Annotated in this window: 12 protein-coding genes; 8 read left to right on the forward strand and 4 right to left on the reverse strand. The window is 62.9% G+C overall.

Annotated features, from left to right (window positions below; translation table 11 throughout):
- Positions 1-84 precede the first annotated feature (84 nt).
- Entirely contained in the window at positions 85-570 is a 486-nt protein-coding gene (locus DN388_RS25025; RefSeq protein WP_054916561.1) for an N-acetyltransferase, read from the forward strand.
- Positions 571-662: 92 nt separating this feature from the next.
- Here the strand turns inward: DN388_RS25025 and DN388_RS25030 are convergent, their stop codons facing one another.
- Positions 663-1892: an MFS transporter gene (locus DN388_RS25030; protein WP_255002776.1), complete on the reverse strand. Its 1230-nt coding sequence runs from the start codon at positions 1890-1892 to the stop codon at positions 663-665.
- A gap of 373 nt (positions 1893-2265) precedes the next feature.
- Between DN388_RS25030 and DN388_RS25035 the strand changes: the two genes are divergently transcribed.
- The 3 genes from DN388_RS25035 to DN388_RS25045 are packed head-to-tail and all read left to right on the forward strand — an operon-like array spanning position 2266 to position 4881.
- Positions 2266-3702, forward strand: coding sequence for a cytochrome ubiquinol oxidase subunit I (locus DN388_RS25035; RefSeq protein ID WP_043860578.1), 1437 nt, complete (start codon positions 2266-2268; stop codon positions 3700-3702).
- A 3-nt stretch (positions 3703-3705) separates the two neighbouring features.
- A complete protein-coding gene (cydB, locus tag DN388_RS25040) occupies positions 3706-4713 on the forward strand; it encodes a cytochrome d ubiquinol oxidase subunit II (protein WP_043860577.1) in 1008 nt (335 codons plus the stop codon).
- Between the two features lie 12 nt (positions 4714-4725).
- The gene (locus DN388_RS25045) at positions 4726-4881 is read left to right on the forward strand and encodes a DUF2474 domain-containing protein (protein WP_043860576.1); all 156 of its coding nucleotides are present in this window, start codon (positions 4726-4728) and stop codon (positions 4879-4881) included.
- A gap of 135 nt (positions 4882-5016) precedes the next feature.
- Here the strand turns inward: DN388_RS25045 and DN388_RS25050 are convergent, their stop codons facing one another.
- Together DN388_RS25050 and DN388_RS25055 are read right to left on the reverse strand one after the other, a co-directional pair.
- A complete protein-coding gene (locus tag DN388_RS25050) occupies positions 5017-6141 on the reverse strand; it encodes a methyltransferase (protein ID WP_255002780.1) in 1125 nt (374 codons plus the stop codon).
- 107 nt (positions 6142-6248) lie between these two features.
- Positions 6249-6953, reverse strand: coding sequence for an autoinducer binding domain-containing protein (locus DN388_RS25055; protein ID WP_255002781.1), 705 nt, complete (start codon positions 6951-6953; stop codon positions 6249-6251).
- 245 nt (positions 6954-7198) lie between these two features.
- Between DN388_RS25055 and DN388_RS25060 the strand changes: the two genes are divergently transcribed.
- Positions 7199-7975, forward strand: a complete 777-nt coding sequence (locus DN388_RS25060; RefSeq protein ID WP_043860573.1) for a ferredoxin--NADP reductase — start codon at positions 7199-7201, stop codon at positions 7973-7975.
- Positions 7976-8023: 48 nt separating this feature from the next.
- On the opposite strand, the gene mscL is transcribed toward DN388_RS25060, so the two are convergent.
- Positions 8024-8437 carry a large-conductance mechanosensitive channel protein MscL gene (mscL, locus tag DN388_RS25065; protein WP_054916565.1) on the reverse strand — a complete coding sequence of 138 codons (414 nt, stop codon included), beginning with the start codon at positions 8435-8437 and terminating at the stop codon, positions 8024-8026.
- Positions 8438-8612: 175 nt separating this feature from the next.
- Between mscL and radA the strand changes: the two genes are divergently transcribed.
- From radA to DN388_RS25080, 3 genes are all read left to right on the forward strand, one after another.
- Positions 8613-9980, forward strand: coding sequence for a DNA repair protein RadA (gene radA / locus DN388_RS25070; RefSeq protein WP_054916566.1), 1368 nt, complete (start codon positions 8613-8615; stop codon positions 9978-9980).
- Between the two features lie 91 nt (positions 9981-10071).
- Positions 10072-10323 carry a hypothetical protein gene (locus tag DN388_RS25075; protein ID WP_043860570.1) on the forward strand — a complete coding sequence of 84 codons (252 nt, stop codon included), beginning with the start codon at positions 10072-10074 and terminating at the stop codon, positions 10321-10323.
- Positions 10320-10592, forward strand: a complete 273-nt coding sequence (locus DN388_RS25080) for a colicin immunity domain-containing protein (protein ID WP_058540735.1) — start codon at positions 10320-10322, stop codon at positions 10590-10592. The genes DN388_RS25075 and DN388_RS25080 overlap by 4 nt, the downstream gene beginning before the upstream one ends.
- Positions 10593-11147: the final 555 nt, after the last annotated feature.

Genomic DNA, 11147 nt, shown 5'->3' on the forward strand with positions numbered 1-11147 from the left:
GGGTGCCGGACTGAGTGATTTTTGAATGGGCCGCAAAAAAGCCGCGCATCATATCAGCAAGACCGCCACTTTTGGACCAGGACCATGACCGTGCAGCTGATTCACTACGATGCGCTGACCCCGGCCCAGCGCGCAGGCCTGCCCGGCATCGAGGTGCTGGCGGCGCAGCGGGCGTTTTGCGGTGACATCGAGGGCGCGCTGCATACCCTGCTGAACCGGCCCGGCGACGATGTGCGCGGGCTGGCGCTGCTGGTGGGGGGCGTGCCGCAGGGCTTCCTGCTGCTCAAGCGTGGTGCACACCTGCCGCCGTGGGCCCGCCATGATGCGGCCACCTTGCATGCCCTGCAGGTTGACTGGCGGGCGCAGGGGCAGGGGCTTGGCCGCTGGTGCCTGGCGGCGCTGCCGGCGCGGGTGCGCGAAGTGTGGCCGCAGGTGCGTTGCCTGCAACTGTCGGTGGATACCGACAATCAGGCGGCGTTGAGGCTGTACCGCGCGGCGGGGTGGGTGGACAGCGGCGAGGGGTATCGCGGGCGGGTGGGGTATGAGCGGCAGATGACCCTGATGCTTTGATCTGGCTGGCCTCATCGCGGGTCAATCCCGCCCCCACAGATTCAGTGAGGCCCTTGTGGGAGCAAGCTTGACCCGTGATTGGGTGCGCGCGGTCAGCCCTTTTTCTGGGTATGCATGTGATCGCGCCCCGCCAGCGTCGGGAACAGCTTGATCCACACGCCCGTCACCACCAGCGTGCCCACCCCGCCCAGCACTACCGCCGGCACGGTGCCGAACCAGTGCGCCGTGACCCCGGACTCGAACTCGCCCAGCTGGTTCGAGGCGCCGATGAACAACCCGTTCACCGCGCTTACCCGACCACGCATCTCGTCCGGCGTCTCCAGTTGCACGAACGCGCTGCGGATCACCATGCTGATCATGTCCGCCGCGCCCAGCACCGCCAGCACGCCCAGCGAGAACCAGAACGAGGTCGACAGGCCGAAGGCAATGGTCGCCACGCCAAAGACCCCCACCGCCGTGAACATCACCCGCCCGACCTTGCGCTCGATGGGGAAGCGCGCCAGCCACACCGACATCAGCAGCGCCCCCACCGCCGGCGCCGAGCGCAACAGGCCCAGGCCCCACGGGCCGGTCAGCAGGATGTCCTTGGCGAACACCGGCAGCAACGCCGTGGCGCCGCCCAGCAGCACGGCGAACAGGTCCAGCGACACCGCGCCCAGCACGTCCGGGCGGCTGCGAATGAAGCGAATGCCCGCCAGCAGCGATTCCAGGGTCGCCCGGCCCCGGTTGGCCGGCTGGCGGGCGGCGCTCAGGCGCAAGGTCAGGCCGCAGGCGATCACATACAGCACCACGGTCGGGCCATACACCCACACGCTGTCAAACGCATACAGAAAGCCCCCCAGCGCCGGCGCGACGATGGTCGCCGACTGCATGGCCGAGGCCGACGCGGCCACTGCCCGCGGGAACAGCGCCGAGGGCACCACGTTGGGCAGCAACGCCTGGGTGGCCGGCATCTCGAAAGAGCGCGCACTGCCCAGCAGGAACGCCAGCACGAAGATCAGTTCGCGGGTCACGCTGTGGGTGCTGCTGCCCACCACCAGCGCCAGGGCGATCAGCGCCTGGGCGAACTGGCACAGCGCTGCCACCCGGCGCCGGTCATAGCGGTCGGCCACATGCCCGGTGTGCAGCATGAACAGCACCCGCGGGGCGAATTCCACCAGGCCCACCAGGCCCAGGTCGAGCACGTTGCCGGTCAGCTGATAGAGGTGCCAGCCGATGGCCACGGTGAGCATCTGGAAGCCGCTGGCAGTGAAAATTCGCGCGCACCAGAACGCCAGGAAGGGGCGGTGATGGCGCAGCAGAAGCGGGGCATGGTCTGACATGTGCGATACAGAGCCTTTGCGGGGGCGGCGAGGCAGATTATCACCAGTTTGTAACAGCAGGTTGCGAAAGCCGTCATCCCTGTGCGGTAGGCGCACCGATTCGTGTGTGCGTAAAGGGGGTGAGGCAACCGGTCACGCGGCAAACCACCACACAACCATGCGGCCCGTTCAGGACTATGCTTTCAGGCAATCGTTGACCTGGATCAATTGTTGTTTTTGCAACTGTTTCAAATGCAACGATGTGGCCGGAGGGCCGAATTCCCTGCGATTGCAAGTTTTCAGAACAATTCCAACTCGCCGCACTCAATGACGTAGGGGCAGTTGGCGCCAAGGCCGTGACCCTGACGCCGGATAACCTGACAGAGGAAGCACTATGTTCGGATTAGAGGCTCTAGATCTCGCCCGAATCCAGTTTGCGTTTACGATCTCTTTCCACATCCTGTTCCCGGCCATCACCATCGGCCTGGCGAGTTACCTGGCGGTGCTCGAAGGCCTGTGGCTCAAGACCCACAACAGCGTCTACCGCGACCTGTACCACTTCTGGTCGAAGATCTTTGCCGTCAACTTCGGCATGGGCGTGGTCTCCGGCCTGGTCATGGCGTACCAGTTCGGCACCAACTGGAGCCGCTTCTCGGACTTCGCCGGCTCGATCACCGGGCCGTTGCTGACCTATGAGGTGCTCACCGCGTTCTTCCTCGAAGCGGGCTTTCTGGGTGTCATGCTGTTCGGCTGGAACAAGGTCGGGCGCGGCCTGCACTTCTTCGCCACCATCATGGTCGCCGTCGGCACGCTGATCTCCACCTTCTGGATCCTGGCGTCCAACAGCTGGATGCAGACCCCGCAAGGTTATGAAATCGTCAACGGCGTGGTGATCCCGGTCGACTGGTTCGCGGTGATCTTCAACCCGTCCTTCCCCTACCGCCTGGCGCACATGGCCACGGCAGCATTCGTGGCCACGGCCTTCTTCGTCGGCGCCTCGGCCGCCTGGCACCTGCTGCGCGGCAAGGACAACCCGGCGATTCGCAAGATGCTCTCGATGGCCATGTGGATGGCGCTGATCGTGGCGCCGGTGCAGGCGGTGATCGGCGACTTCCACGGGCTCAACACCCTCAAGCACCAGCCGGTGAAGATCGCCGCCATCGAAGGCCACTGGGAAAACGTCGGCGACGAGCCGACCCCGCTGATCCTGTTCGGCATCCCCGACATGAAGAACGAGACCACCCACTTCAAGCTGGAGATCCCGGCGCTGGGCAGCCTGATCCTGACCCACAGCCTGGACAAGCAGGTGCCGGCGATGAAGGAGTTCCCGCCTGAAGACCGGCCCAACTCCACCGTGGTGTTCTGGTCGTTCCGCATCATGGTCGGGCTGGGCATGCTGATGATCGCCGTGGGCCTGTGGAGCCTGTGGCTGCGCAAGCGCGGCACCCTGTACAGCTCGCGCCCGTTCCTCTACCTGACCCTGTGGATGGGCCCGTCCGGGCTGATCGCGATCCTGGCCGGCTGGTTCACCACCGAGGTCGGTCGCCAGCCGTGGGTGGTGTACGGGCTGATGCGTACCGCCGATGGCGTGTCCAACCACAGCTATGCGCAACTGGGCATCACCCTGGTGATGTTCGTGGTGGTGTACTTCGCGCTGTTCGGCGCGGGGCTCGGCTACATGATGCGTCTGGTGCGCAAGGGGCCGGAAACCGGCGAGGGCGACGAGCCGACCCATGGCGGGCCTGGCCAGCAACGCACCCCGGCGCGGCCGTTGTCGGCTGCCGACGACGACCATGCCGACGACCACGCCAGCCTGAGCAAGGGGAACTGACTCATGGGTATTGATCTTCCGCTTATCTGGGCCGTGATCATCATCTTCGGCATCATGATGTACGTGGTGATGGACGGCTTCGACCTGGGCATTGGCATCCTGTTTCCCTTCGTCAAGGGCGAGCGCGACCGCGATGTGATGATGAACACCGTCGCCCCGGTCTGGGACGGCAACGAGACCTGGCTGGTGCTGGGCGGGGCGGCGCTGTTCGGCGCCTTCCCGCTGGCCTATGCGGTGGTGCTCTCGGCGCTGTACCTGCCGTTGATGCTGATGCTGATGGGGCTGATCTTCCGTGGCGTGGCCTTCGAGTTCCGCTTCAAGGCCAAGGCCGACAAGCGCCACCTGTGGGACAAGGCGTTCATCGGCGGTTCGCTGGCCGCGACCTTCTTCCAGGGCGTGGCACTGGGCGCATTCATCGAAGGCTTCAAGGTGGTCGAACGCAACTACGCAGGCGGCTCGCTGGACTGGCTGACGCCGTTCAGCCTGTTCTGCGGGGTGGGGCTGATCGTGGCCTATGCCTTGCTCGGCTGCACCTGGCTGATCATGAAGACCGAAGGCCCGTTGCAGAGCAAGATGCATGACCTGGCGCGCCCACTGGCCTTCGTGCTGCTGGCCGTGACCGGTGTGGTGAGTATCTGGACGCCGCTGGCGCATCCGGACATCGCCACGCGCTGGTTCAGCCTGCCCAACCTGTTCTGGTTCCTGCCGGTGCCGATCCTGGTGCTGGTCACCCTGTACGGGCTGGTGCGGGCGGTGGCACGCCATGCCCACTACACCCCGTTCCTGCTGACGTTGGTGCTGATCTTCCTGGGCTACAGCGGGCTGGGCATCAGCCTGTGGCCGAACATCATCCCGCCGTCGATCTCGATCTGGGACGCCGCAGCGCCGCCGCAGAGCCAGGGCTTCATGCTGGTGGGCACGCTGTTCATCATCCCGTTCATCCTGGGCTACACCTTCTGGAGCTACTACGTGTTCCGCGGCAAGGTGACCCACGACGACGGCTATCACTAGGAGGGCCTGGCAATGACTGGCAAAGACACCTTCGAACCGGAGAAAAAGCCGCTGATGCAGCGCCTGGGCTGGCTGCTGCTGATCTGGGCAGTGAGCGTGGCAAGCCTGGCCGTGGTGGCCTGGCTGATGCGGATGTTCATGGCGGCGGCGGGCTTGAGTACCCACTGAGCCAAGGTATTTCCCATCCCGCCCTGGGCGGGTTTACACCCTGCGCCGCGTGAGCGGCGCAGGGTTTTTTTTGCCTGTTCCGGCCGCCTGGCGCAGGAGCCGCTTGCCGGCGAAGGTGTCGGCTCCGTACCCGGCCTACTTGCGCGCCTTGAGCACCACGAACTTCGGCGTGGCTGCCACCTGTTCCACTCCCCGGAACAATCGCGCCAGCTTGCTGTGATAGCCCAGGTGCCGATTGCCCACGATGTACAGCGCCCCGCCCACCACCAGTGCCTCGCGTGCCTGCTGGAACATGCGCCAGGCGAGAAAGTCCCCCACCACCTGCTGCTGGTGAAACGGCGGGTTGCACAGCACCACGTCCAGCGACTGCGGCGCCTGCCCGGCCAGCCCGTCGTCGGCGCGCACCGTCACGGCTCGCTCGCCCAGCGCCGCCTGCCAGTTCTGCTCGGCCGACTGCACCGCCATGTACGACTCGTCCACCAGGGTGTAGTGCGCCTGCGGGTTCGCCAGCGCGCTGACGATGCCCAGCACGCCGTTGCCGCAGCCAAGGTCGGCCACCCGCGCATCGCCCAGGTCGCGGGGCAGGTGTGGCAGGAAGGCACGGGTACCGATATCCAGCCCTTCGCGGCAGAACACATTGGCGTGGTTCACCAGCTCCAGCGGTGGTTGCTCCAGCTGATAACGGGTGGGGTAGGGCGAGGCTGCCGCCGCCCTGGGCTCGGCCGTGGCGATCAGCAGGCGCGCCTTCTTGCGCGCCAGCGATGCCTGCACCGGGCCGATGTACTTCTCCAGCAGGTCGCCGGCTGCCCGTGGCAGGTGCTTGATCATCGCCCCGGCGATTACCTGCGCGCCGGGTGCCAACTGGCCCTGCAGCCGGATCAACTGCTCTTCGAGCAGCGCCAGGGTCTTGGGTACGCGCACCAGCACCCGGTCGAACGGCCCCTGCCAATGCTGGCTGGCGGCGATGAAGGGCACGCTGTCGAATGCCTGGCCATTGCGCACCAGGTTCTTCTCCAGTGCCAGCCGGGCCAGGTAGGAGTCGCCGCTGCCCAGCACCTGGACATGTGCGCGCAGGCTGATGGCCAGCGCGCCGAAGCTGTCGTTGAGTACCAGTACCCGGCTCGTGGCAGGCAGCGCCTGCGCGGCCAGGTGTTCGAGCAGGTACTCGTCGGCCGCGTCGAAGGCCTGCAAGGGGTCGTTGGCGTATTCGGGCTGGCGAAGCAGCTCGAGCTCGGCGAAGGGGGTGATCAACAGGGGCATGGCGTAGGGCTCTGGGCTTTGGCGCGCGCGCTGGGGCTTGGCGCTGGACGGGCGCAGATTCTACAGCGTTTTTGAAGGTGGGGAGGGGGGTGTTGGCGAGCAGAACCTCAGATCAACCCGTACTGGGTGGCGATGGCGACCGCGCTGGTCTTGTTGGTGGTGTTGAGTTTGCTGGTGATGCTGCGGATATGAAAATTGACCGTGCTTCTGGACAGCGTGAGGATGCAGCTGATGTCTTCGGCAGTCTTGCCGGCAGCGGTCCACTGCAGCACCTCGCGTTCCCGGGGCGAGAGTGCCTGCACACGGGCCTTGGGCGGATGCAACTTGGCAACCATCAGGGTGTGCAGCAGGTTGCACAGCCACAGGGTCTGGGCCGACTTTTCGTACAGTTCCGCCATGCTCACTTCGCCCTGCCGGCGTGATACGCACAGCACGCTTTCGTTGCCGCGCAGGTCGTGGGTGCCCTGGCTCCAACCATGGCACAGGCCATGTTGGCACGCCGTCTGTCGCAACTCGGGGGCTTGCTTGTACAACTGCGGGGACCACAGCACCGGCATGTTCGAATGATGGCAATGCACAAGCACCGGGTCGATGCGCTCGTACTCGTTCTTCTTGTAGAGCTCGTTCCATTCGGCCGGGTAGTTGTTGAACATCATGACCTGCGGGCCTTCGGCGACCGTCCTGCCGTTCAGGCGGTATGCCAGAAACTCCATGTCCAGTTGCTCGGCCAGTGACAGTGCAGTGGCAAACATCTGTTGCTGGTTTTCCTCCTGCGTCAGTTGTTGCAGCTGCTCCTGCTTCCAATATGGCATTTGAGCCTCCGTGCACCTTTACAATTAGTCACCCTGGATCGAGTGTAGGAAAAGTCGCACGTTGTTCTAGGTTTTTTTTGCTATAGAAATGTTCCAGTGCTCTACATAAAAATAGGGTTGTACAACCCGCGTTACATGTTTTGTTACGTGGTTGAAACACATGAGCGTAATGCCATTACATCGCGGCGGTGTTTATCCCGTCAGCTTTGCGCGACACTGTGTTTACCTGAATTGTGGAGCACACCATGACTGCCAGTGCGGAGAAGTTCACCCGCCAGACCCTGCTCGATGTCCAGCCGCTGACCCCCAACCTGTTCAGCCTGCGCGTAACCCGTGATCCCGGTTTTCGGTTCCGGGCCGGCCAGTTTGCTCGCCTGGGCGTGACCCGTGCCGATGGCAGCGTGGTGTGGCGGGCGTACTCGATGGTCTCGTCGCCGTTCGACGAGTACCTGGACTTTTTCTCGATCGTCGTGCCCGGCGGCGAGTTCACCAGTGAGCTGAGCCGGCTGCGCGAGGGTGACCAACTGTTGATCGACCGCCAGGCGTTCGGTTTCCTGACCCTCGATCGCTTCGCCGACGGGCGGGACCTGTGGTTGCTGGCGACAGGTACCGGCATTGCACCCTTCATGTCGATACTGCAGGACTTCGAAGCCTGGGAGCGGTTCGACACCATCAAGCTGGTCTATTCGGTGCGCGAAGCCAGGGAGCTCGCCTATCAGCAGGAGATCGCCGGCCTGGAGCAGCGCGACTACCTGGCCGAACATGCGGGCAAGCTGCAGTTCATTCCGGTGGTCACCCGCGAGCAACACCCGGGTGCGCTGAACGGGCGTATCACCACCCTGATCGAGAACGGTGAACTGGAGCGTGCGGCCGGCCTGGCGCTGACCCCCGAACATTCGCGGGTGATGCTCTGCGGCAACCCGCAGATGATCGACGACACCCGCCAGGTGCTCAAGGCACGTGATCTTCAGCTGAGCCTCAGCCGCCGGCCGGGCCAGGTGGCGGTGGAAAACTACTGGTAGACAGCACAACGGCGCCCGAAGGCGCCGTTACGGTCAGGCAGGCCCGGTTCAGGGCTGCTGGTTCTGCGCCTTGAGCAGGTCGCGGATTTCGCCCAGCAGTTCTTCTTCCTTGGTGGGTACCGGCGGCAGGGTCGGGGCCACCGCTTCTTCGCGCTTGAGGCGGTTGATCACCTTCACGCCCATGAAGATCGCGAAGGCCACGATCAGAAAGTCGATCACCGTCTGGATGAACTTGCCATAGGCCAGCACCACCGCCGGCGCGTCGCCCTCGGCCGCCTTGAGCACCACCGCCAGATCACTGAAGTCCACTCCACCGATCAGCAGGCCCAGGGGTGGCATCACCACATCGCCAACAAACGATGAAACGATTTTGCCGAACGCGGCGCCGATGATGATACCGACGGCCATGTCGACCACGTTGCCCTTGACCGCGAAGGCCTTGAATTCACTGATCACGCCCATGGTTTATTCCCTGTAACAGATGAGATTGGTCATCGCAGTGTAAATCAGCTATGCGCTTCATGCTCCGCGTTGCAGTAAAAGACCCCGGCTATGCCGAATAGTTTTGTCGCCCAGGCGGCGCCCCGCAGCTGGGTCGGCTCGGCTATCATGGCCCCTTTTTCCAGGAGACTGCCCCATGGCCAAGGCCAAGCGCATGTACGGCTGCACCGAGTGCGGTGCGACCTTTCCCAAGTGGGCGGGCCAGTGCGGCGAATGCGGCGCGTGGAACACCCTGGTCGAGACCATGATCGAAAGTGGCGGCGCTGCGGCGCCTGCCGGGCGCACCGGCTGGGCCGGGCAACAGGCGCAGATCAAGACCCTGGCCGAGGTCAGTGTCGAGGAGATCCCGCGTTTCAGCACCGCCAGCGCCGAGCTGGACCGCGTGCTCGGTGGCGGCCTGGTCGATGGATCGGTGGTGCTGATTGGTGGTGACCCGGGCATCGGCAAGTCCACCATCCTGCTGCAGACCCTGTGCAACATTGCCACGCGCATGCCGGCGCTGTACGTCACCGGGGAAGAATCCCAGCAGCAGGTGGCCATGCGTGCCCGTCGCCTGGGCCTGCCGCAGGATCAGTTGCGGGTGATGACCGAGACCTGCATCGAAACCATCATTGCCACCGCGCGGGTCGAAAAGCCCAAGGTGATGGTGATCGACTCCATCCAGACCATCTTCACCGAACAGTTGCAGTCGGCGCCCGGTGGCGTGTCGCAGGTACGCGAGAGTGCCGCCTTGCTGGTGCGCTATGCCAAGCAGAGCGGCACGGCGATCTTCCTGGTCGGCCACGTGACCAAGGAGGGCGCGTTGGCCGGGCCGCGGGTACTGGAACACATGGTCGACACCGTGCTGTATTTCGAGGGCGAGTCCGACGGTCGCCTGCGCCTGCTGCGCGCGGTGAAGAACCGCTTTGGTGCGGTCAACGAGCTGGGCGTGTTCGGCATGACCGACCGCGGCCTCAAGGAAGTCTCCAACCCGTCGGCGATCTTCCTCACCCGTGCCCAGGAGGAAGTGCCGGGCAGCGTGGTGATGGCCACCTGGGAAGGTACCCGGCCGATGCTGGTGGAGGTGCAGGCGCTGGTGGATGAAAGCCACATGGCCAACCCGCGCCGTGTGACCCTGGGCCTGGACCAGAACCGCCTGGCCATGTTGCTGGCGGTGCTGCATCGCCATGGCGGCATCCCCACCCACGACCAGGACGTGTTCCTCAACGTGGTGGGCGGGGTCAAGGTACTGGAGACCGCGTCGGACCTGGCCTTGATGGCGGCGGTGATGTCGAGCCTGCGCAACCGCCCGCTGCCACACGACCTGCTGGTGTTCGGCGAGGTGGGCCTGTCCGGTGAAGTGCGCCCGGTGCCGAGCGGGCAGGAGCGCCTGAAGGAGGCCGCCAAGCACGGCTTCAAGCGCGCCATCGTGCCCAAGGGCAACGCGCCCAAGGAAGCGCCGCCGGGGCTGCAGGTGATTGCGGTGACGCGCCTGGAGCAGGCGTTGGATGCGTTGTTTGAATAAAATGTAATCAATTTGCCATGATGGCAAATTGGCACCATTGTTCTGTCTCTCTACTATCGCGCCTTCGTTTTTTGCTTCCAGGGATGGGAAGATGGCGTTTTTGGTATCTGGCACAAAGCTGTCCTGCTTCTGGCTGTTGTTGGGCATCCTTGCTGGCCCTGTATCGGCCGCGAGCTTGCCGGGTGACCAGGAACTGATTCGCGAGCGTCAGGGGCGGTTGCTTGAAGAGCAGCAGCGGCGCCTGCAGGAACTCAAGGAGCTGCCTGGCAGCACCGCCCCTACCCAGACTGCACCGGCGCCGGCCGATGCCCGCTGCTTTATTAAATATGGAGTTTTGCGATGAGTCTTACTATCTTGGAGTTTGCAAGATCGTATGTAGCAGGAAGACTGACAGCCAAAGTTTTTTCTGAGGCGTATATTGAGCTTTGGAAAATTGAGCGAGATAGGAATGTCCTTCAGCTCGATGAGCCTTCGTTGAGCGAGTGCTTGTCCAGCATTTTTTGTGCTGCGGATATGTACGAGCCAGATGAATCAAGGGAAGAGTATGAGCTTGACGATGAAATGCTTAAATCTAAGGTCGCGAGCTTGATGCAAAAAATAGTCACTGATTAGTTTGTGCAAAAGCAACCTCTCCTCTCGCAACAGATCTTGGGAAGGCTTCATTTGATGCTGCTAATGGGGGCCTAACAATGTACTTCCCGAAAGTGACGATGAATGCCGGTGAGGTCATATTTGACGACTTTACTGTTGGTACATCGAAAGGTTTTATTGGCAATGGTCCCGGTGGGGCTGCCGAGTTAGTTGGGCCGCTTAAAAAAACTCCTACAATATACCCAATCTCAAGGAGGCAAGACGGTCACTATTAAAGGCTGTTATGCATCAGAGGTAGGCGCAGCATTAGGGGCTGGAAAAGGGGGGGCAGTTATCTTTTAGTTTTCCCCGCTACCAAAGAAGGTCTTAGAGATTTTTTGAAGGGTCTCAAATAGATGGGTCATCAAAAAACAGTATGCAAGCATCTTGAAAATCTTATTGTGTCTGGTTGTGGAGATTATATGTCTCTCAGTTATGGTTTAAGTTAGGGGCGTATCGAATAGATTTCGACGGCGGCGTTTTGAAGTTATGAATCGCCCCTGGTTTCCTAGACACTCTCCAAGCTCAGAAAATAGT

Source organism: Pseudomonas sp. S12(2018) (assembly GCF_024355235.1).
GTDB classification, from domain to species: Bacteria; Pseudomonadota; Gammaproteobacteria; order Pseudomonadales; family Pseudomonadaceae; genus Aquipseudomonas; species Aquipseudomonas palmensis.